Here is a 19,697-nt window from a genome sequence, read left to right on the forward strand (position 1 = left end):
TTCTAAGCAATATGAATGAAGAGATACCATAAAACAAGGAAGGTTCATGGCAGCTCATATCAATTCAAAAGGGATTTACAAAGCATTAGGTGGCATTAGAACAAGTGCAAACAATCTAGCAGCACATGCTTCAAAGCTTAACAATCAAAGTTTAAATTTCGAGCAAGTTTTGCAACAAACCCAACCAAAATGTATAAGTACTTGCTTACAAAGCTCTCAAAAACAACTTGGAAATTTACTGGAAGATATTAAAAATAGCAAGGAAGCTATTATAAAAAATACACATATTGATAGTGCAAATATCATCGCAAAATTAAGACAAGAGGCTATTATGATGTATGATATTACTCTTAAAAACCCTCTTTAATGATTTTATATAAATTATCAATATATTCATCGCTAAAATGCGATGAATTAAACTTTTCATAAAACTTCGCAAGATCTTTAGTTTTAAACTCAAAGCCAAAAGCACATTTTTTATGTGCTGGTAAAAAAGCTCTTACTAATACAACGTTTTTTTGTATATACTCATCGCAATAAAAACATACAAAGCTTTTATGTAAACGTCCTTCAAAATTTAAAATTTTTAAATAAGCATCTACTATAACACGTTTACAATCTTGTTTTTCAAAACGTTTAGCACAATCTTCTAAAAGCTCAAAATAAAAACTATCAATTTCCTCAACATCTTTTAAATGCCAATAAAAAAGCCTAATAAACTCTTGCCAAAAAAACATTCTCTCTCTGTCTAAAATCCAAGAAAAACCAATATGCAAAACATCTTTTAAGCGTGGTAAAAACCTCGAACTTTCTTCAAGCTCAAAATCAATCTTATATCCACTTAAAATATTAGAATGTCTCATTCCGTAAAATCTATAACTTTTAATAATTCTTTTAGCACTTAAAAGATAAACGATTAAGTCCTCATCTTTTACACTCTGAGTGTGTAAGATAAAACCTTGCATTTTATAAAAGTTCTACGCCATAAGCTTGCAAAATTTCATAAGCACTATTTTCCAAAGACTTACTAAAGCTTGCTGTTGCATTTTTATACAATATGATTTTTGAGTTGATACTAGCGCTTTGAGCTAAAATAATATTACTAAATACACAAATATGCGAAACCAAACCACAAAATTCTATACTTTCATAATGATTTTGTTTTAAAAAATTAGCCAATTCTAGGCTACCAAAAGCATTCTTATAAAAGATTTTTTTTGCATTTTTTAAATACACATCAAAATCACTTGGCATTTGCCAACCAAAAGTATCTTTAATACAATGATAAATAGGTAATTTTTTTCCTTCTTGAGTTTTTAAATAATTCTCATCATGCGTATCAAAAGTAAAAACGATATCACCTTGATGATTTTTTAAAAGAGTAAGAATATTATCTTTTATCTTGGTAGCTTTTTCAAAACCTAAGCTACCATCGATAAAATCATTTTGATAATCAACAACAACCAAAAGTTTAGTCATTATCCTTAACCATAAAAAAACTATCCGTGTGGATATTTTCAAATGCAGTTTTTAAGCTTGTAAATAATTTTGGATTTTCTTTTTCTAAATTTGCTAAAAGTTGCTTTGCCTCTTCTCTTGCATGAGGAAATTTTACATTTTTTTCACTTAATTTCATACCAGGACAAAATTCATTACCAATAACTTCTAATTCATTATTAATAGCATTTTCCCTTAGTTGTCTTTCTCTTACAAAAATCAAAGGCCGAATAACCTCTACACCTCTTTTGCTTTTATATTTTGGAGCCAAACTTCTAAGAGCACCATTATAAATGAAATTCATAAAAAAACTTTCCACTGCATCGTCTAAATGATGGGCTATGGCTAATTTATTAAAACCATTTTCTAAGGCGTAAGTGTATAAAGCACCGCGTCTCATTCTTGAAAAATAGCTACAAAAGCTTGAATTTTTTCTAATGGTATCACCTGAAATTTCATAAATATTAGAATCAATAACCTCATGGTCAATACCATGTTCTTTGCAGTGATTATGAAGTTTGGTATAATCTTCACCCATACCATAGCTTAAAGTTACTGCTTTAAGTTCAAATTTAAAAGGCGCGTGTGCTTGCATACGCTTTAAAAGATGGGCTAAAGCAAGAGAGTCTTTCCCACCACTAAGTCCTAATAAAACCTTATCATTATCTCCTATTAAGGAAAATTTAGCGTTTGCTTTTGCAACTTCTCTGATTAGTCTTTTACTAAGATTTATCATAATTTCTCACAAATTTTTAAGACAAAATTAGCTGAAATTTTAGCAGATTTTTCTACAAACTCATCAAAGTCAAATTCAGCCTTTTCACCTGCTTTATCACTCATTGATCTTAAAATCAAACATGGAATTTTTAAAGCATCACACACCAAAGCTACACTAGCTCCTTCCATTTCGCAAGCATCTGCATTGAAAATCTCTCTAATTTTTGCTTTTTTATTTTCATCGCAAATGAACTCATCGCCCGTAGCGATAATACCTGATTGTAATTTAACACCAAGCTCTTTAGCAGCTTCTATGGCAAGATTATTTAGCCTATCATCTGTTTTTATAAAAATTTCATTGCCAGGAACATAGCCAAGCGGATGCCCAAAAGCTGTGATATCTAAATCATATTGAGCTAATTTTGTAGCATAGATCAAATCCCCTATTTCTAAACTAGGATTAAAAGCACCGGCTACGCCTGTAAAGAGTAAAAGCTCAGCTTTAAATTTTTCTATCATAATAGCCGCACTAAGAGTGGAATTTACTTTCCCTATCTTAGAATAAGCGATAATTAATTCATGATTTTTATATTTTGTAAGATAATAAGTATTATTTGCATATTCGATTGTTTGATACTCTTTTAATGTTTCTAGTAAAGGAGTAACCTCTTCAGGCATAGCTCCTAAAATAGCTATTTTCATTTAATTACCTTTAAAATTTCATCAATGTCTTCTATTTTACTTAAAGCATAAGTTTCTTTTTGAGTGATTTTTTTATTTAAACCCTTTAATACACTTGCACCAAATTCTATATAAAAATCCACTTCTTCATCTATTGCCTTAATGCTTTGTTTATAAAGAACAGGCTTAATAAGTTGCTCGCTTAAAAGCGTTAGAGCTTGATTTTTATCATTATACATTTTTGCATTGACATTTGATACTACGCTTTTAAAACTCTCTTTTAAAATAGGTTCTAATTCTTTTGTAAGTTTCAAAGACGCATTTTTTAATAATGGACAATGGCTTGCAACACTCATGTTCAAAAGCATAGCTCTTTTAGCTCCTGCATTTTTAAACTCACTCTCATAAGAAGCCAAATCAGGCTTTAAACCTGCTACTACAATTTGCCCATCACAATTATAATTAGCAGCAAAAATACTTTTTTGTTCACTTAATGCCTTTTGACAAAGTTCTTCTACCACTTTATCTTCAAGCCCTAAAACCACCATCATACCAGCTTCGATTTTAGAGCAATCTTCTTGCATAAACTTACCGCGTTTATTAACAAGTGCTATTACATCTAAAAAGTCAAATGCATCTTGGGTTGCTAAAGCACTAAATTCTCCTAATGAATGACCCAAGCTATACTTAGCTTCTATATTAACTTGCTCTTTTAAAGCTTCATAGGCCATTAGCGAGTTTAATACTATGGCCATTTGCGTAAATTCGCTTTTATTTAAATTTTCATTTTCCTTAAAAAGCAAATTTTTAAAATCAATTTTACAAAAATCGCTAGCATTGTCTAGTAATTCTTTTGCTTTTTTAGAATTATCATAAAAACTCAAACCCATGCCAACGCTTTGAGAGCCTTGACCTGGGAAAATAAATGCACTATTCATTAATGACCACCGCAGCAACCACCGCCGCCATGTCCGTGGCCGCCACAACATCCGCCGCCACCATGTCCGTGATGATCGTGATGATGTCCTCCACCACCACATCCACAACTTCTACTACCTGCAATAATTCCTGTTAAAATTTCATCTTCACTTGCAGCTCTCGCATCTACAATATTTAATGAAAATAACAAATCTTTTCCTGCATAAGCATGATTGTAATCAATAGTAACTTCATTTTCAGTAATTTCTCTAACAATTACTCTTACTGTATTACCATCTTCACCTTCGCCAAAAAGCTCCATACCAACTTGTAAATCAATTCCTGCAAACTGCTCTTTTGGTAAAGTTTGCAAAGCATTTGCGTCATATTCACCCAAAGCATTTTCTTTTTTTATCACAATATCAGCATTACATGGGGCATTAAGCTTTTGAATTTCTTCTTCTAATCCTTCTAAAATTTGACCCTTACCCAAAATAAAAGAAATAGGTTCAGCATAAATATTTGATTCTAAAACTTCATTAGTATTTGCATCTTTTAACTCATAAAACATTGAAACTACACTATTTTTTTCTATAGCCATTTTATCTCCTTTGTTATTTTCTATCTGGTGAAACTTTTGCCTCAGGACTATCAGGGTAAGCTGTCTTTAAAGCCTTATAAAATTTATTTGCACTTTTTGGATCTCCAACCTTATCTAAGCTAATAGCCGTGTGATAAAGCAATTTTGGTACATAATCACCTTTAGTGCTTATAGCAGAACTTTTCTTATAAAATCCCAAAGCACCTGCATAATCTTGCTGTTTATATCTTATCTCCCCAAGCCAAAAAGTAGATCTAGCAGGTTTATAATGAATACTAATTAGATGTTCAAATTTTTCTTTTGCATCTTCAAATTGATTTTTATTGGTTTCATCAATTGCCTTTTTCAAAATTTCACTAGATTGTAATTTTTTCCAACTATCATCTTTTTTTTCAGTCACTTCTTCTTGAGTTTCATTTACATCCTGAATGACTTCTTGTGTTTTATTATCATCCTTTACAATAGGGACAGCAGAAATAACTTTTGCCTGATTTTGCACTCTAGCTATTTCAGATTGAAAAAAAGTTATAGTTTGATTCATATCTTCTTTTGAGATATAATCATCATTGATCTTATTGATTAAAGTTGTAATTTCACCTAAAACCTTTTGAATTTCTTGGTGATTTTTTTCTTGAATTTGTCTATTTTCTTCAACATAAGCTCTTAAATTTTGAATTTCTTGGGTAATATTTGCATCAAAATTTTGATAGTTTTCTTCCAGTGAAAGTAATTTTGTGTTAGCTTTTGAATACTGAGCATTTAAACCCTCAGTTACACTTTGTAAACCTTCTATGTTTTCTACAGCTGTATTTATTTTACTTGTCAAATTTGTATAATATTCATTTAAAGCTTTCAAGCGTTCTTGATTTTCATATTGCAACTTTTCATTTTGAGTTAAACCATAAGGTGTTTTTGTATCTACTTTTCCTGCATCAAATGCTGAAATTTCAGCGTGTAAGAAAGTAGCTCCTAAAAGAGCTACTGATAATAAGTTTAATTTCATTTATTTAAAGCTTTATTTTGCAATTTTAAATTCTGCACGACGATTTTGAGCATCGCAAGCTTTAGTTCTTTCAGTACATACAGGATTAGTTTCTCCATAGCTTTTTACGCTAATTCTATCTGCGCTAACACCTTGAGCTACTAAAGATTCTTTTACTGCTTTAGCTCTTTTCAAACCTAAAGCTTGATTATACTCATCAGTTCCCCACTCATCGCAGTTTCCTTCAACTACGATTGCAGCATTCGCAGCTTCTTTATTGAAAATTTCAGCATTATTTGCAATAACTTTTTGCATATCTTTTCTAACATTAAATTTATCAAAATCAAAATATACATTTGCTACAGAATTTAAAGATTCAAGATTTTCAAATCTATCAGAACCACCACTACCTTTTGAACCATCTACACTACTTGAGCTACTTACACTAGTATTTTTTGTAGCACAACCACTTACAATAACAGCAAACGCAGTAATTGAAGCAAAAATGATTTTTTTCATTGCTTTTCCCCTTTTTTATTTATTTAAAAATCATATTTAATTATAACAAAAAAAATGCTATTTTGATATTTTACCAATCAATTGATTGAATTTTACCTACTTTTAAACCATAGTGAAAGGCTTTATTTGCATTAATTCTAATAACACCCAATGCACTTTGCGAACCTAAATATTTAATAAATACAACACTTTCTCCATCGCTAGAAAATCTTGGAAAAAGATTTTTACCATTTGCAGTAAGTTGTCTTATATAATCACTTTGAGTTGACATTAAATAAAGATTAAAAACTCCACTTTGATTTGCTTCTCTACTAGAATAAACCATATAATGTTTATAAGTAGAAACTGAAGAATTGTTTTTACCATGAAAAACAACTTGTTCTGTTAAATTGGACTCTAAATTTTGCATAAAAATATTTGGATAACCCAAACGATCAGATACAAATACAATTTTTTTCTCATCATCTACAAAATTACCATTTACATCAATACCCATATAGTTTGTAATTTGTGTCAAATTTTTTGAATCTACATCATATAAATATACATCAGGTTGATCTTTTGGTGCCATGGTTAGTAAAATTTTTTTACCATCATCACTCACATCAGAAGCAACCATCATACCTTTACTAGCAATGATTTTTGTAATATTTTTATTTTTCATGTTATACTTGTAAAGCGTTGGAATTTCATCTTCATAGGCAGTAAAATAAAATGCGTTTTGTTCTTTATTTGCCCATTTAGGAAATAAATTTAAGCCTTTTGAAATTAACACTTTTTGATAAGTTAAAGTATAATCTGCTAACAAAATATCACTTTGCTTATTACCTTGAGTTCTAGCTATTAAAATTTTATGATCCATCCAATCAACTGGTGCAAAGCCTAATTTTTTATTCATTTGAGCAATACTTCTATGTGCTAAAAATGGATACTCTTCAATAGAAAGAATTTGCTCATAAAATCTTGTTTTAGTTTCATTTGCGGCTAAAATTTCAACATCAATATCTAAAAGTTTGCCATTTTTATTTAATATATAAGAAAAAATATAATCACCTTGTTTTTCATCTTGAGTTATCTCAAAATTTGAACTCACTTTTACATCATTAACAAGCATGTTGTAAAAACTTTTTTTAAGATCTAAATCATTTAGTTTAGACTGGTCTTTAATATAAATTTTAGGCAATTGCATACCTTTATTTACAACAGATATTGTTGCATCTTGTCCAAATAATACTGAACAAAAAAATAAAAATACTAGTATTTTTTTCATTGTTTCTCCATTTTAAACTCAATTATATCACTAAGTTGCATTTTGATTTTTCTTATTTTACCATTTGGAGGTAAAGTTATATATTTTCCCTCTAAATTTTGCAAAAATTCTTTTGCCTTTTTATCAAAATTATCACTATGCGCACTAGTGGCACTTAGCAAATAAAAATAACCATTGTTATCAATTACAAATTCTACTTCTATACTTAAATTACCGCTAGGATTATAAATTCTCCATCTATCTTCAAGGTATTTTCTAACAGCACCTAAAAACTGATCATAAACACCTATTTTTTGCTCTATAACAGATTGTCCTAATTCCTGATTAATTTGCAAATTTTCATTAAGTTGCTTGGAAAAATCATTGATTTTTTCTCTTTGGGTAAAAGTAGGTTTTTTTGATGGCATAGAAGATTGCACTTTTGTAGTTTTTTCTTCTTGATAATCTTCTATTTTTCCAAATAACTCATTAAAAACACTTGCCTGTTGTTCTATATTTTGCGTATTGACGCTTTTGTTTGTGGTGTATTTTTGCAAAAGATTTTCTTCAAACAAACTTTGCAAATTTTCTTTTTGCAATTCTTGCATCATATTAATTTGATTTTGATTTATACTATCACCAAGCTCTACATTAATAAAACTATTAGGATCATCAGTATATTCGATAGCTTTTGGTTTATATTCAATTAATTTAAAAAAAACTAAGAAAACAACAAAAAAATAAACTAAAGTTGCATAAATAAAGGATTTAAAATTGTGTATAGAATTTTCTTCCATTTTCTACTCAGTTTGCAAAGCAACTTTTTGGAAACCTAAATGTTTCATTGTTCTTAAAACACTCATTACATCATCATATTTTAAATTTTTATCCGCTCTAATGAAAACTGTTTCTTGGGTATTATACTGAAGTTTTAAAGCATTCATATTATCTGCAAAACTTACAAAATTAAATTTATCTTTTCCTATAAAAATTTCTTTCTTTGCGTTAATTGTTATAATTAAACTTTTAATATTTGGAGCACTTGAAGTTTTTTGTGAACCTTGAGGAAGCTGCACCTTTTCCTCATATGTAATACTTGGTGCAGTCACCATTAAAATAGCAAGCAATACAAGCATAATATCCACTAAAGGTGTAATATTTAACTCAGGTTTTTCTTCCATAAACATAAATTAGACCTTTGCAGAACTTATCAATACTTTAATCTCGCTATCTAAGATATTAATCAACTCATAAGCTTTGCGCTTGATAATCAAATGAAAGCTATATGCAGGAATCGCAACTAAAATCCCACATCCAGTAGCCACCAAAGCTTCACTAATTTTAGGAGCAATAATACTTAAGGAATTTTGCATTTCTAAGCCACCAAAAGTTTCAAGAATAGAAATCACGGTACCAAAAAGTCCTATAAAAGGAGAAGTTGAAGCTATGATGCTAAGCCAAGTTAATCCTATTGTAGCTTTTTTTTCTACAGAATTTTTATAAATATTCATTTTAGTTTCATCAATTTCCATGTACTTTTTCAAAATTGACGCACTTTGACTTAAATCTTTTTCCCCTCTCATTAAAGCTTCCAAAGCTTGACTTTCGTTTTGAGTCCATTTATTAATAAGTATTAATCTTGAAAATAAAATACTAAAACTAAGTATAAAATACACTGAAAGCCAAGCTAATACGATATAAGTGATTAAACTTGTATTTTCAAAAAAATGAAAAATTGCTTGAAAATCCACTATTTTTGCCTTACGTTATTATCCATCTTAGCAAAAGTAGAAGCCAAAGCAACACTATCACTACTCATAGATTTAATCAAATCTTTTGCTTCTTCCAATCTTTTTGCTATTTCACTATCACTATTTCCACCAACCCAAACAGCACCTTTTGCTAAAACACTTACTTTAGTTTCAGATACCTTTGCATGGCCTGAATCAATAGCAACTAACTCATGAGTTGAATCTGATTTTTCTATGTCTATAATTCCTGCCTTTAAAGAAGAGATTAAAGATGCATGTCCTTTTAAAACACCAAATTCACCTTCACTTCCAGGAAGAACAATAGATTTTACATTATCATTGTAAATCATACCAAGAGGTGTTACCACCTCTATATGTATTAAATTATCCATTATTAAGCCTTAAGTTTTTCTGCTTTTTCAATCACTTCATCAATTCCACCTACCATATAGAAAGCATTTTCTGGTAAATGGTCGTATTTTCCTTCTAAAATACCTTTAAAGCCTGCTATCGTATCTTCTAAACTAATGTATTTACCAGGACTTCCTGTAAATACTTCAGCAACGAAGAATGGTTGAGATAGGAATTTTTCAATTTTTCTTGCTCTTTCAACAATTAATTTATCTTCTTCACTTAACTCATCCATACCTAAAATAGCAATAATATCTTGCAAATCTTTGTATTTTTGAAGTACTGATTGCACGCCACGCGCTACTTTATAATGCTCTTCACCTATAATTTGTGGATCAAGCATTCTTGAAGTAGAATCAAGCGGATCAACAGCTGGATAAATACCTTTTTCAGCAATTGATCTATTTAAAACCGTAGTTGCATCTAAGTGTGCAAAAACAGTCGCGGGAGCAGGGTCTGTTAAGTCATCTGCTGGTACATAAACTGCCTGAACTGAAGTAATAGAACCTTTTTTAGTTGAAGTAATTCTTTCTTGGAATTTACCCATTTCACTAGCCAAAGTTGGCTGATAACCAACAGCTGAAGGAATTCTTCCTAAAAGTGCTGACATTTCTGAACCTGATTGAGAGAATCTAAAGATATTATCAATAAACATTAAAACATCAAGTCCCATTTCGTCTCTAAAATACTCAGCCATAGTAAGACCTGTTAAAGCAATACGATTTCTTGCCCCTGGTGGTTCATTCATTTGACCATAGCACAATGCAACTTTATCTAAAACGTTACTTTCTTTCATTTCATTATAAAGGTCATTACCCTCACGAGTTCTTTCACCAACACCTGCGAAAACTGAATATCCGCTGTGTTTAAATGCAACATTGTGAATTAATTCCATAATAATAACGGTTTTACCAACACCTGCACCACCAAAAAGACCAACTTTACCACCTTTAGCATAAGGAGCTAATAAATCAACTACCTTAATACCTGTTTCAAAAATTTCACTTTTTGTGCTTTGCTCTTCAAATGGAGGAGGATCTCTATGAATTGACCAATGTTTATCAAAATTAATCTCTTCACCCTCATCAATTAAATCACCTGTTACATTAAAAATTCTTCCAAGAACTTTTTCGCCTACTGGAACACTAATTGGATTACCAGTTGCTTCTACTGCTAAACCTCTAACAAGACCATCAGTCATATCCATAGCAATAGTTCTTACTTTATTATCACCCAAATGTGCAGCTACTTCAAGAACTAGCTTACACTCTTTTCCTTCTAATTCATAATTAACAATAATAGCTTCATTAATTTGCGGAAGATATTCTTTAAATTCAACATCAACCACTGGTCCTAAAACTTGAGAAATAAAACCTTGCATCATCACTCCTAAATTTATTTCATTGACTCAACACCGCTGATAATCTCTATCAATTCGGTGGTAATAGATTCTTGTCTTGCTTTATTATAAGCTAAATTAAGTTGTTTAACTCTTGCTTTTGCATTATTTGTTGCATTATCCATAGCTTGCATTCTTGCACTATGTTCAGCTGCCAAAGAATCAACCAAAGAAAAATACATATTATATTCAAAATAAGTTTTTAACAAATCATTCAAGATTTCTTCATCTTCTGGCTCTAAATCCATTAACGATTGAGATTCCTGCTCTTCCTTGCTTGCAATAGCATCCACAGGCAATAAATTATTAATACGAATTTCCTGAGAAATCATATTTTTATAGCCATTATGAATGATTACAACCTTATCTGTTATTTTATTTGCAAAATCATCTACTGCACTCTGAATAATAGCACATGCTTTTTCATAATCAGGGCTAGAGCTTGTATCTAAATACTTTTCTAAAATCTCAATATTTTGGAAGTTAAAATACTCTATACCTGTTTTACCAATAGCTCTTAGTCTTACTTTGATTTTTTTTGCTTTACAATCTTCAAGCATTTCATTTACCGTTTTAATGGTTTTAATGTTAAAACCACCACATAAACCCTTATCAGCTGTGACAAAAATAATATCCATTTTTTCTATATTATCTTTTTTTCTAAAAAACGGAAGTTTGTCATCAAGTCCTTCATATTGATTAATCTTGAATGCAATTTCTGACAAAACTTCATCGATTTTTTGAGCAAAAACCTTTGATTTTTTAGCTGCCTCTTCTGCCTTTCTTAATTTGGCAGTAGAGACAAGTTTCATAGCATTGGTTGTCTTTTGTGTATTATGAACACTTTTTATTTTTCTTTTAATTTCTTTTAAATTAGACATTTAAAAACCTTATATATGGTTTGCTTTAAACTCACTCAATGCTTTAGCTAATTTTTCCTCTAAATCTTTATCTAAAGCCTTTTTGGTTCTAATTTGCTCAAAAATTTCTGGATATTTAGCTTCAATAAATGGATACAAAGCTGCTTCAAATTCTCCAATTTTTGAAACCGCTATATCATCTAAATACCCTTTAGTTCCCGCATAAATCATCACCACTTGATTTTCAGCTGAAAGTGGAGAATATGGAGGTTGCTTTAAAACTTCAACCATTCTTTGTCCACGTTCAAGTTGTTTTCTACTTGCTTCATCCAAATCACTTGCAAATTGCGCAAAAGCTTGCAACTCTCTATATTGAGCTAAATCAAGTCTTAATGTACCTGAAACTTGTTTTGTTGCTTTAATTTGTGCAGCACCACCAACGCGAGATACAGACAAACCAACATTAATCGCAGGGCGAATACCTGAGTTAAATAAATCTGTTTCCAAGAAAATTTGGCCATCAGTAATTGAAATAACATTGGTTGGAATATAAGCTGAAACATCGCCTGCTTGAGTTTCAATAATAGGCAATGCCGTTAAGCTTCCTGCACCAAGTTCATCACTTAACTTACTTGCTCTTTCGAGTAATCTTGAATGTAAATAAAATACATCTCCTGGATAAGCTTCACGACCTGGAGGACGGCGTAAAATCAAAGACATCTCACGATATGCAACAGCATGTTTACTTAAATCATCATAAACAATCAATGCATGTCTTGAGTTATCTCTAAAATACTCACCCATAGTTACACCAGTATATGGAGCAAGATATTGCAATGCAGCAGGATCAGAAGCACCTGCATTTACTACTATACTATAATCCATTGCACCATACTCTTCTAGCTTTTTAACTACTTGAGCAACTGTGCTTTGTTTTTGACCAATGGCCACATAGATACAAATAACATCTTTGCCTTTTTGACTAATGATAGTATCAATTGCAACAGTTGTTTTACCTGTTTGTCTATCACCAATAATTAGCTCTCTTTGTCCTCTACCAATTGGAACTAAAGCATCAATTGCTTTAATACCTGTGTGTAATGGCTCATGAACACTTTTTCTAGCCATAATACCTTTTGCTTTTTCTTCCACAAAACGATATTCACTTGCTTCAATCACACCTTTAGCATCAATTGGCTCACCCAAAGCATTTACAACACGTCCTATCAACGCATCGCCTACTGGAACCTTTAGAAGTTTTTTTAGTCTCTTAACCGAGCTTCCTTCTTTAAGACCAAGACCTTTTCCTAAAATAACAATACCTACGCTTGATTCTTCAAGATTAAGCACCATTCCCTTTTCGCCATTTTCAAATTCAACCATCTCTCCAGCCATGGCATTTTTAAGACCATAAACTTTAGCAACACCATCAGCAACTGAAATAATTTTACCAGTTTCTTCTATTTCAAGATTAAAGTCAAATTTTTCAATTCTTTCTTTTATAATAGAACTAATTTCATCTGCTTTAAATTTCATCAAATCTCCTTAAATTGCTTTTAATATATATTCATTCATTTTAGCTTTTAAGCTTTGCATTGAAAATGAAATTTCATATCCAAGACCATCTAAGCTAATTTTCACACTTTCATTATCACTTATTTTACTATCTAATCTAATTTTTGCATTAAACTTAGTACTAAGTTTTTCTTCTAAATTTCTAATTTCTTCTTCACTTAATTGTTCTTTTGAATAAACTTGTCCCAAGAATGTGTTTTCTTTTAATGCTTTTTGCTCGCTCAATTCTTTAGTAATTTCTGGGATTAGCATCTCTCTTTTATTATCTACAATTAAATTTATAAAGTTCTTAAAAGCATCACTTGGATTATCCAATAAGGAAAGTACAAATTCTAGTTTTTTTCCTTGTTTTATCTCATAAGAATTTAAAACATCTATAAATTTATTAGATGTAAAAGCCGAACTTAACTCTAATAAATTAGAATAAAAATCTTCAAAATCATTTCTTTCTAATATCGCCTTTGCATAGGTTTTTGCAATCACACTTTCCATCAAGACACCTTTTTCATCATGATATTTAGAATTTCTTTTTGCTGAAGTTGTAAATTTTGATCTTCAAAAATCTCTTCTAAAACCGCTTGTACAACTTCTTTTTCCATTCTTCTTATTTCATATTCTTTATGTTCTTCGTAAGTTTTTTCTAAAGCCTTGATTTCCATTTTCGTTTCAGCTTCTATTTTATCTGTGATAATCTCCGCTTCTTTTTTTGCAAGAGCTATCGCATTGATTGCTTCTTGTTTAGCTAAGTCTAGTTTTTTCATCATTTCTAATTTATGATTTTTACTCGCAATAAGCTTTTCTTGAATTTCATTCATTTTAGAAGCAATTTTTACAATTCTTCCATTATAAAAATTTTTTAAAGGAGTTGCAATAAAATAATACAAAATAGCAGCAAATAAAACAAAATTAACTGCTCTTGGAATAATATCGTATTCACCACTTCCATTGCCTGCTGCAAAAGCAAAAAATGGAAGTACTGATAATAATATAATTTTTTTCAACATTAACTTTCCTTAAATTTTACTCAAGCTATTTTTAAAGCTTTGTTTAAATTCTGGCATTTTTAAACGCATTTCTTCTTTTAATTCTTTTTCTTTTTCTCTTAGACTTTTAAGAAAAACAAGCATTTGATCTTCCAATTCTCTTTTTTTTGTTGATAATTCTTTTTCTTGTTTTAATTTAGCTTCTTCTATTGCTTTTACTTTAATTTGGTTAATTTCATCTCTTGTTTGAATATGAATTTTTTCCAACTCACTTTCTACATTTGAAACATCATCAGAATTTTTTTTCATTTTTTCTTCGTCATTTTTTATGGTTAAATCCCTAGAATCCATAAATTTAATCAAAGGTTTATAGAGTATAGAATTTAAAATTGCTATCATAAGCAAAAAAATGACACCAGTGGCTATCATGATGGAAAAATGTACATCATTAAACATTAATACTCCTAAATAAATCTAAATTAACGCGAAATTATAGCAAAACATACCTAAAAGCATATTTAATTGAATACCTTTAGAAATTCTCTAACTTCACTTTCGTTTGCAAAATTAATAGTAATTTTTAAATCTTTTATATTTACTTTCAAACCTAAAGATTCAATTTTTTCTTTTAAATTTATTATAGATTGATATTGTTTATTTGAATTTATATTTTTTTCCAATTGGTTTGTTTTTTTAAAATTTTTAATTAACTTTTCTGTATCTCTTACATTAAGTTTTTGACCTATGATGGTATCAACTATCATTTTTTCTTCTTCTTTTTCAAGTCCTACTAAAACTTTTGCATGTCCTTGTGAAATTTTACCTTCTATAATAAAATGTTGTGTTTGCTCATTTAAATTTAAAAGTCTTAAAGTATTAGCAATCTGTGGTCTTGATTTATGAATAAGATCTGCTAGTTTTTCTTGAGTGATATCATGAATTTCTAGTAATTCTTTATAAGAATGTGCTAATTCTATGGGATTTAAATTTTCTCTTTGGATATTTTCTATCAAAGCAAGTTCACGTAATTTTATATCATCTACATTTAAAACTACAGCTTTAATCTGTTCTTTTTCTAAAAGCTTACATGCTCTAAATCTTCTCTCACCCGCTATTAAAATATAATCAAATTCATCTTTTTTAAAAACCACAACAGGCTGAATCAAACCATACTCTTTAATAGAACCTGCAAGTTCTTCTAAAGCTTGTTCATCAAAATTTTTTCTTGGTTGATAAGGGTTTGGACTAATTAGATCTATATCAATTTCTTCTATTCTGCCTTCATTGGAACCTAGTTCTTTTTCATAAACCTCATCAATATCAGCCAAAATACTACTTAAACCTCTTCCTAATGCACTTTTTTTTGCCATTTTTTATCCTAATATAGAATATGCTAAATTTTGATACGCCACTGAGCCTGGGGATTTTATATCATAAAGTATAATAGGTTTTCCATAACTTGGGCTTTCAGCAAGTTTTACATTTCTTGGTATGATAATGAAATCATCTTCATTATCACCTATTCTAAATAGTTTTTGTTTAAAATTTTTCTTTAAATCCTCTACAGTATCTTTTGAAAGATTATTTTGTGAGCTATACATAGTTGGTAAAAAGCCTTTTATTTTTAATTTTGGATTGATAGTTTTTTTCACAAATTTAATAGTGTTTAAAACCATCGCAACACCTTCAAGCGCATAAAACTCACATTGTATAGGAATAATAACACTATCACTTGCTGCAAAAGCATTTACCGTAATACTTCCAAGTGCAGGAGGTGAGTCAATGATGATAAAATCATAATCTTTAGCAATTTCTTTGATTTTTTCCCTTAAAATCGTTCTATATTCTCCACTTTCTTTTACTACTTCTTGCTCAATTCCAACCAAAGAAATATTTGACGGAGCTAAGTATAATTGTGGAAGCTCAGTTTTTAAAATAATCTCGGAAAGTTTTTTCCTGCCTATAAAAACATGATAAATATTATATTCATAATTACTTCTATTAAAACCAAGTCCTGTTGTAGCATTAGCCTGTGGATCAATATCTATCAAAAGAACCTTTTTTTCAGCTACTGCTAAAGAAGCCGCTAGATTAATAGCGGTAGTAGTTTTACCTACCCCACCTTTTTGATTTGCAATAGTTATTATCTCACTCATCTTAAACTATATATCCTTTTATTATCTAACAATATAGAACCATCTTTATACAACAAAGCATCTTTTAAAGATAAAATCTTACCTTCATTATGTATAAAAAAATTTCTTGATTTTTCAAATTCTAGCATATACTTGCTAAAAATATTCTTCCATAAAATTTTCTCATCTACATAAGAAAAATACTCATTTAAAAGTTTTGCTATATCTACTTCTATGTCTAAAATTTCAGCATTAAATGGAGCATATTTAAGATTAATTCCCATTCCTACAACCAAAAAATCATTGATTTTAGAACTCATCAATCCGCCTATTTTTTTATCTTCTATATAAAAATCATTAGGCCATTTAATCCATACTTTTGAATTTTGTCTTTGCAATACTTCCTTCATTAAAAATGCAAAGTATATACTAGCAGAAGCCAAAGGAAGATCTTGCGCTAATTCTTGAGTTTTTATACAAAAAGATACATGTAAATTTCCTTGCTTGCTTTGCCAAGTATTATCTCTACTACCTATACCAGCACTTTGGATAAAAGCACAAATGGCTGTATTTTCTATAATTTCTCCACTGCGAATTTTATCACTTAAATAAACTTGAGTTGATTCAAGCTCATCAAAATAAACTATCTCCAAGTTTTAACCTTTTTCCATTTAAATAAGTCTTAGCATCTAAAACTTTTTTTCCACTTTCTTGTAAAGTTTTAATCCTCAAAACACCTTTTTTACATGAAAGCAAAAAGCTTTCCTTTTCTATTTGTAAAATCACACCTGATTTTTGAGTTTTTTCACTATCGATTAACTCTATATCTAAAAATTTCATACCATTTTCTAAAAAAATTCCAGGCCAAGGTGTAAAAGCTAAAAATTTTTGATAAATTTCACTTGCATTGTCTAAAGCAAACAACCCATCTTCTTTTTTGATTTTTTTACAATATGTAACTAAACTTTCATCTTGTTTTTTTGGGATAATTTTTTCAAAATTTAAAAGCGTAGAAATAGTAAGCTTAGCTGCTAAATTGGAAAGCATAGTAAAAACCTCAGCTGAATTTTTACCTGCGATATCACATTCTTTACTTTCCAAAATAGCACCACTATCAAGCCCTTCTTCCATAAGCATAGTGCAAACCCCACTTATTTTATCCCCATTTAAAATAGCACTTTGTATAGGCGAAGCCCCGCGATATTTAGGGAGTAAAGAAGCATGTAAATTGATACAAGGAGCAATATTTAAAATTTCTTTTGGTAAAATCTTCCCATAAGCAGCAACAACTATAAAATCAGGTTTTAAGCTTTTTATTCCATTGATTATATTTTCATCTTTTAAGCTTTTTGGAGTAAAAATTTCTATATTTAAATTATTTTCTAAAACAAATTTTTTAGTATCACTTGGGGTTAAAATTTGTTTTCTACCCACAGGTTTATCAGGTTGAGTAAATAAAGCTTGGATATTAAATCCTTTATCGACAAGCTCTTTTAAAATACAAGTTGCATAAGAGGGAGTTCCCATAAAAATGATATTTTTCATGATGCTACTATCCTTTTTTTATAAGTTTTTATAGCTTTTTGATATGAAAGATCAAGATAATCTTTAAAAATTTCAAAATTTTTTCTTGATGGATTATTAATACAAATATATCCCATATAAGCATAAATTGGATGAGGCATGATAAAATCAAGCATAGAAAAATCATAATTTAAACTAACAACCTCACCCTTTAAAGCCTTTTTAGGTTTTTGACCAAAAAGATTTTGGTAATCTTGATCACAAAGAGAGCAACTTAAACGAAACACACCTTCTCTATTTAAATTCGAAGCTTTATCATTTATGCCATCATTTTCTTTAATAGTGCAAAAATAAACTCCGTTTTTTAAAACCCTATCGGGATTATAAAAAAAGCTATGTTCTTTATAAGTAAATTTATACACCAAGCCTTTAAAACTAGACTTGATATATTCTTGAATAAAATCTATAGTTAAATTTTCACCCATCAAAAATTATTTTGACTTCTAATTTTTTTAACTTCTTCTAAAAGCATAAATTTAAGCTCTTTTAAACCTGTTTTTTCAAGGCTTGATACTTTAACAAAAAAACTTTGTGGATTATTTTGACTTTGCAAATAAGCTTTTAGCTCATTATAATCATCTTCCATTTTTTGTGCAAATTCTTCGCCTAAATTTACACTATCACTTTTTGAAAGCATTAAGCCAAAATTTCTTGCATAAAGCTTGCTTGAAAATTTTTCCAATTCTTTTCTTAAAATACAAAATTGCTCTTTTAAACTCATTTCTCTTAATGGATCAAGCACAAAAAGTAAAAAAGAAGTTCTTTCTATGTGTCTTAAAAACTCAAGCCCCAAACCTCTACCATCACTTGCACCTTCTATAATACCTGGGATATCTGCCATCACAAAAGAATTATAATCATCTACTTCAACCATACCAAGTTTTGGAGTTAAAGTGGTAAATTCATAATTAGCTATTTCAGGTCTTGCATTAGACACTACACTTATAAGAGTGGATTTTCCTACATTTGGAAAGCCTACAAGTCCAACATCTGCTATGAGTTTTAATTCTAAGCGCACGCTTAAGGTTTTTCCTGCTACACCTGGTTGAGCATAATCTGGGCGTTGATTAGTAGAGTTTTTAAAATGAGTATTGCCAAGACCACCTTTACCGCCTTTTAAAAAGAGTTCTTTTTGGCCTTCTACTAGCATATCAAGTAAAACTTCCCCACTTTGTGCATCAATTACTTGAGTGCCTTGAGGGACAACTAATTCTAAACTCTCCCCTCTTTTGCCATTTTTATTACGACCTAGACCCGGCTGGCCATTTTGTGCTTTAAGTTCTTTTTTACCTTTAAAGTGTGCTAGCGTATGAGTATTGTTATCACATATAAAATATACATCACCGCCATTTCCACCATCACCACCATCAGGTCCACCAAGTGGAACATGTTTTTCACGGCGAAAACTCACAGCACCTTTACCACCATTACCTGAACTTAAAACTAATTTTACATTATCTATAAACATATATAACCTTAAATAAATTAAAAAGAAGTATATCAAAATATAAATAATTTCAAAAGAGTAGCTTTTTTAAATTTTAAAGTAGAAAATACACCTAATTTTAGAATATTTATCTCTAATTATTAGGTGTTATAGTATTTGTAACTATATATTATAGCCTCATTTATTTTTTTGATTAGGATTTAATTGCTTCCCGCGATTTCCTTGATTTTGATCATATTGCTTATTTGTTCCAGGTGTACCTTTATTTGGATTTTGCATATTTGATGCATTATCTTTGGGATCAATTTTTTTGTTCATTTAATTCTCCTTTTTTTAAAAAATTATAAAGTTAATAACTTTATAGATATAATTTTATAAAATACACTAG

At 29.8% G+C, this 19,697-nt stretch carries 27 protein-coding genes; 1 reads left to right on the forward strand and 26 read right to left on the reverse strand.

Annotated features, from left to right (window positions below):
• Window positions 1-46 precede the first annotated feature (46 nt).
• Entirely contained in the window at window positions 47-367 is a 321-nt protein-coding gene (locus L8X40_RS01110; RefSeq protein ID WP_039617382.1) for a hypothetical protein, read from the forward strand.
• Here the strand turns inward: L8X40_RS01110 and recO are convergent.
• The 26 genes from recO to L8X40_RS01240 form a co-directional block, all read right to left on the reverse strand.
• Window positions 351-965: a recombination protein RecO gene (gene recO / locus L8X40_RS01115; protein WP_263667127.1), complete on the reverse strand. Its 615-nt coding sequence runs from the start codon at window positions 963-965 to the stop codon at window positions 351-353. The genes L8X40_RS01110 and recO overlap by 17 nt on opposite strands.
• A 1-nt stretch (window position 966) precedes the next feature.
• Window positions 967-1,479 (reverse strand): cysteine hydrolase family protein, encoded by a 513-nt coding sequence (locus L8X40_RS01120; RefSeq protein ID WP_263667128.1) that lies wholly within the window; start codon window positions 1,477-1,479, stop codon window positions 967-969.
• Window positions 1,472-2,233: an ATP-binding protein gene (locus tag L8X40_RS01125; RefSeq protein WP_039627820.1), complete on the reverse strand. Its 762-nt coding sequence runs from the start codon at window positions 2,231-2,233 to the stop codon at window positions 1,472-1,474. Before L8X40_RS01125 ends, L8X40_RS01120 begins: the two co-directional genes overlap by 8 nt.
• Entirely contained in the window at window positions 2,230-2,916 is a 687-nt protein-coding gene (locus tag L8X40_RS01130; RefSeq protein WP_261529626.1) for a 5'-methylthioadenosine/adenosylhomocysteine nucleosidase, read from the reverse strand. Before L8X40_RS01130 ends, L8X40_RS01125 begins: the two co-directional genes overlap by 4 nt.
• Window positions 2,913-3,833: an ACP S-malonyltransferase gene (gene fabD / locus L8X40_RS01135; protein WP_263667129.1), complete on the reverse strand. Its 921-nt coding sequence runs from the start codon at window positions 3,831-3,833 to the stop codon at window positions 2,913-2,915. Before fabD ends, L8X40_RS01130 begins: the two co-directional genes overlap by 4 nt.
• Window positions 3,833-4,414 carry an FKBP-type peptidyl-prolyl cis-trans isomerase gene (locus L8X40_RS01140; RefSeq protein WP_263667130.1) on the reverse strand — a complete coding sequence of 194 codons (582 nt, stop codon included), beginning with the start codon at window positions 4,412-4,414 and terminating at the stop codon, window positions 3,833-3,835. The genes fabD and L8X40_RS01140 overlap by 1 nt, the downstream gene beginning before the upstream one ends.
• Before the next feature lie 13 nt (window positions 4,415-4,427).
• Window positions 4,428-5,417: a tetratricopeptide repeat protein gene (locus L8X40_RS01145; protein WP_087699396.1), complete on the reverse strand. Its 990-nt coding sequence runs from the start codon at window positions 5,415-5,417 to the stop codon at window positions 4,428-4,430.
• Window positions 5,418-5,429: 12 nt separating this feature from the next.
• The gene (pal, locus tag L8X40_RS01150; protein WP_087699394.1) at window positions 5,430-5,915 is read right to left on the reverse strand and encodes a peptidoglycan-associated lipoprotein Pal; all 486 of its coding nucleotides are present in this window, start codon (window positions 5,913-5,915) and stop codon (window positions 5,430-5,432) included.
• A 70-nt stretch (window positions 5,916-5,985) separates the two neighbouring features.
• Window positions 5,986-7,185 (reverse strand): Tol-Pal system protein TolB, encoded by a 1,200-nt coding sequence (tolB, locus tag L8X40_RS01155; protein ID WP_263667131.1) that lies wholly within the window; start codon window positions 7,183-7,185, stop codon window positions 5,986-5,988.
• The gene (locus tag L8X40_RS01160) at window positions 7,182-7,961 is read right to left on the reverse strand and encodes a TonB C-terminal domain-containing protein (protein WP_087699389.1); all 780 of its coding nucleotides are present in this window, start codon (window positions 7,959-7,961) and stop codon (window positions 7,182-7,184) included. The genes tolB and L8X40_RS01160 overlap by 4 nt, the downstream gene beginning before the upstream one ends.
• Window positions 7,962-7,964: 3 nt before the next feature.
• Window positions 7,965-8,351 (reverse strand): ExbD/TolR family protein, encoded by a 387-nt coding sequence (locus tag L8X40_RS01165; RefSeq protein ID WP_214099816.1) that lies wholly within the window; start codon window positions 8,349-8,351, stop codon window positions 7,965-7,967.
• Between the two features lie 3 nt (window positions 8,352-8,354).
• Complete coding sequence (locus L8X40_RS01170; protein ID WP_263667132.1) at window positions 8,355-8,915, reverse strand: MotA/TolQ/ExbB proton channel family protein; 561 nt, start codon at window positions 8,913-8,915, stop codon at window positions 8,355-8,357.
• Window positions 8,915-9,307, reverse strand: coding sequence for an ATP synthase F1 subunit epsilon (gene atpC, locus L8X40_RS01175; RefSeq protein WP_039625212.1), 393 nt, complete (start codon window positions 9,305-9,307; stop codon window positions 8,915-8,917). The genes L8X40_RS01170 and atpC overlap by 1 nt, the downstream gene beginning before the upstream one ends.
• Window positions 9,308-9,309: 2 nt before the next feature.
• A complete protein-coding gene (atpD, locus tag L8X40_RS01180; protein ID WP_039617358.1) occupies window positions 9,310-10,707 on the reverse strand; it encodes a F0F1 ATP synthase subunit beta in 1,398 nt (465 codons plus the stop codon).
• Between the two features lie 14 nt (window positions 10,708-10,721).
• On the reverse strand, window positions 10,722-11,606 hold the full coding sequence (gene atpG, locus L8X40_RS01185) for an ATP synthase F1 subunit gamma (RefSeq protein WP_087699381.1): 885 nt from the start codon (window positions 11,604-11,606) through the stop codon (window positions 10,722-10,724).
• Window positions 11,607-11,615: 9 nt separating this feature from the next.
• Complete coding sequence (atpA, locus tag L8X40_RS01190) at window positions 11,616-13,121, reverse strand: F0F1 ATP synthase subunit alpha (RefSeq protein WP_039617356.1); 1,506 nt, start codon at window positions 13,119-13,121, stop codon at window positions 11,616-11,618.
• A 9-nt stretch (window positions 13,122-13,130) separates the two neighbouring features.
• Window positions 13,131-13,652: a F0F1 ATP synthase subunit delta gene (locus L8X40_RS01195; protein WP_214126067.1), complete on the reverse strand. Its 522-nt coding sequence runs from the start codon at window positions 13,650-13,652 to the stop codon at window positions 13,131-13,133.
• Window positions 13,652-14,164: a F0F1 ATP synthase subunit B gene (locus L8X40_RS01200; protein WP_087699375.1), complete on the reverse strand. Its 513-nt coding sequence runs from the start codon at window positions 14,162-14,164 to the stop codon at window positions 13,652-13,654. The genes L8X40_RS01195 and L8X40_RS01200 overlap by 1 nt, the downstream gene beginning before the upstream one ends.
• A 9-nt stretch (window positions 14,165-14,173) precedes the next feature.
• Window positions 14,174-14,599: a FoF1 ATP synthase subunit B' gene (locus L8X40_RS01205; protein WP_087699373.1), complete on the reverse strand. Its 426-nt coding sequence runs from the start codon at window positions 14,597-14,599 to the stop codon at window positions 14,174-14,176.
• Between the two features lie 62 nt (window positions 14,600-14,661).
• On the reverse strand, window positions 14,662-15,513 hold the full coding sequence (locus tag L8X40_RS01210) for a ParB/RepB/Spo0J family partition protein (RefSeq protein ID WP_087699371.1): 852 nt from the start codon (window positions 15,511-15,513) through the stop codon (window positions 14,662-14,664).
• A gap of 3 nt (window positions 15,514-15,516) precedes the next feature.
• Complete coding sequence (locus L8X40_RS01215; protein WP_263667133.1) at window positions 15,517-16,299, reverse strand: ParA family protein; 783 nt, start codon at window positions 16,297-16,299, stop codon at window positions 15,517-15,519.
• Complete coding sequence (locus L8X40_RS01220; RefSeq protein WP_263667134.1) at window positions 16,296-16,931, reverse strand: biotin--[acetyl-CoA-carboxylase] ligase; 636 nt, start codon at window positions 16,929-16,931, stop codon at window positions 16,296-16,298. The genes L8X40_RS01215 and L8X40_RS01220 overlap by 4 nt, the downstream gene beginning before the upstream one ends.
• Complete coding sequence (gene fmt, locus L8X40_RS01225) at window positions 16,912-17,823, reverse strand: methionyl-tRNA formyltransferase (protein ID WP_263667135.1); 912 nt, start codon at window positions 17,821-17,823, stop codon at window positions 16,912-16,914. Before fmt ends, L8X40_RS01220 begins: the two co-directional genes overlap by 20 nt.
• Window positions 17,820-18,287, reverse strand: coding sequence for a DUF6194 family protein (locus L8X40_RS01230; protein WP_214099812.1), 468 nt, complete (start codon window positions 18,285-18,287; stop codon window positions 17,820-17,822). Before L8X40_RS01230 ends, fmt begins: the two co-directional genes overlap by 4 nt.
• Complete coding sequence (gene obgE, locus L8X40_RS01235; RefSeq protein ID WP_087699361.1) at window positions 18,287-19,330, reverse strand: GTPase ObgE; 1,044 nt, start codon at window positions 19,328-19,330, stop codon at window positions 18,287-18,289. The genes L8X40_RS01230 and obgE overlap by 1 nt, the downstream gene beginning before the upstream one ends.
• 156 nt (window positions 19,331-19,486) lie before the next feature.
• Window positions 19,487-19,627, reverse strand: a complete 141-nt coding sequence (locus L8X40_RS01240; RefSeq protein ID WP_192860679.1) for a hypothetical protein — start codon at window positions 19,625-19,627, stop codon at window positions 19,487-19,489.
• Window positions 19,628-19,697 lie beyond the last annotated feature (70 nt).

The organism is Campylobacter sp. CNRCH_2013_0855 (assembly GCF_025773025.1).
Classification (GTDB): Bacteria; Campylobacterota; Campylobacteria; order Campylobacterales; family Campylobacteraceae; genus Campylobacter_D; species Campylobacter_D jejuni_C.

Bases quoted from the DNA above. Each gene is read 5' to 3' on its own strand.
- obgE (WP_087699361.1), bottom strand. From the start codon at position 19,330: ATGTTTATAGATAATGTAAAATTAGTTTTAAGTTCAGGTAATGGTGGT.
- fabD (WP_263667129.1), bottom strand. From the start codon at position 3,833: ATGAATAGTGCATTTATTTTCCCAGGTCAAGGCTCTCAAAGCGTTGGC.
- recO (WP_263667127.1), bottom strand. From the start codon at position 965: ATGCAAGGTTTTATCTTACACACTCAGAGTGTAAAAGATGAGGACTTA.
- L8X40_RS01230 (WP_214099812.1), bottom strand. From the start codon at position 18,287: ATGGGTGAAAATTTAACTATAGATTTTATTCAAGAATATATCAAGTCT.
- L8X40_RS01215 (WP_263667133.1), bottom strand. From the start codon at position 16,299: ATGAGTGAGATAATAACTATTGCAAATCAAAAAGGTGGGGTAGGTAAA.
- L8X40_RS01110 (WP_039617382.1), top strand. From the start codon at position 47: ATGGCAGCTCATATCAATTCAAAAGGGATTTACAAAGCATTAGGTGGC.
- atpC (WP_039625212.1), bottom strand. From the start codon at position 9,307: ATGGATAATTTAATACATATAGAGGTGGTAACACCTCTTGGTATGATT.
- L8X40_RS01125 (WP_039627820.1), bottom strand. From the start codon at position 2,233: ATGATAAATCTTAGTAAAAGACTAATCAGAGAAGTTGCAAAAGCAAAC.
- atpD (WP_039617358.1), bottom strand. From the start codon at position 10,707: ATGCAAGGTTTTATTTCTCAAGTTTTAGGACCAGTGGTTGATGTTGAA.
- L8X40_RS01205 (WP_087699373.1), bottom strand. From the start codon at position 14,599: ATGTTTAATGATGTACATTTTTCCATCATGATAGCCACTGGTGTCATT.
- L8X40_RS01120 (WP_263667128.1), bottom strand. From the start codon at position 1,479: ATGACTAAACTTTTGGTTGTTGTTGATTATCAAAATGATTTTATCGAT.
- L8X40_RS01240 (WP_192860679.1), bottom strand. From the start codon at position 19,627: ATGAACAAAAAAATTGATCCCAAAGATAATGCATCAAATATGCAAAAT.
- tolB (WP_263667131.1), bottom strand. From the start codon at position 7,185: ATGAAAAAAATACTAGTATTTTTATTTTTTTGTTCAGTATTATTTGGA.
- L8X40_RS01165 (WP_214099816.1), bottom strand. From the start codon at position 8,351: ATGTTTATGGAAGAAAAACCTGAGTTAAATATTACACCTTTAGTGGAT.
- pal (WP_087699394.1), bottom strand. From the start codon at position 5,915: ATGAAAAAAATCATTTTTGCTTCAATTACTGCGTTTGCTGTTATTGTA.
- atpG (WP_087699381.1), bottom strand. From the start codon at position 11,606: ATGTCTAATTTAAAAGAAATTAAAAGAAAAATAAAAAGTGTTCATAAT.
- atpA (WP_039617356.1), bottom strand. From the start codon at position 13,121: ATGAAATTTAAAGCAGATGAAATTAGTTCTATTATAAAAGAAAGAATT.
- L8X40_RS01160 (WP_087699389.1), bottom strand. From the start codon at position 7,961: ATGGAAGAAAATTCTATACACAATTTTAAATCCTTTATTTATGCAACT.
- L8X40_RS01210 (WP_087699371.1), bottom strand. From the start codon at position 15,513: ATGGCAAAAAAAAGTGCATTAGGAAGAGGTTTAAGTAGTATTTTGGCT.
- L8X40_RS01200 (WP_087699375.1), bottom strand. From the start codon at position 14,164: ATGTTGAAAAAAATTATATTATTATCAGTACTTCCATTTTTTGCTTTT.
- L8X40_RS01195 (WP_214126067.1), bottom strand. From the start codon at position 13,652: ATGGAAAGTGTGATTGCAAAAACCTATGCAAAGGCGATATTAGAAAGA.
- L8X40_RS01145 (WP_087699396.1), bottom strand. From the start codon at position 5,417: ATGAAATTAAACTTATTATCAGTAGCTCTTTTAGGAGCTACTTTCTTA.
- L8X40_RS01140 (WP_263667130.1), bottom strand. From the start codon at position 4,414: ATGGCTATAGAAAAAAATAGTGTAGTTTCAATGTTTTATGAGTTAAAA.
- fmt (WP_263667135.1), bottom strand. From the start codon at position 17,823: ATGAAAAATATCATTTTTATGGGAACTCCCTCTTATGCAACTTGTATT.
- L8X40_RS01130 (WP_261529626.1), bottom strand. From the start codon at position 2,916: ATGAAAATAGCTATTTTAGGAGCTATGCCTGAAGAGGTTACTCCTTTA.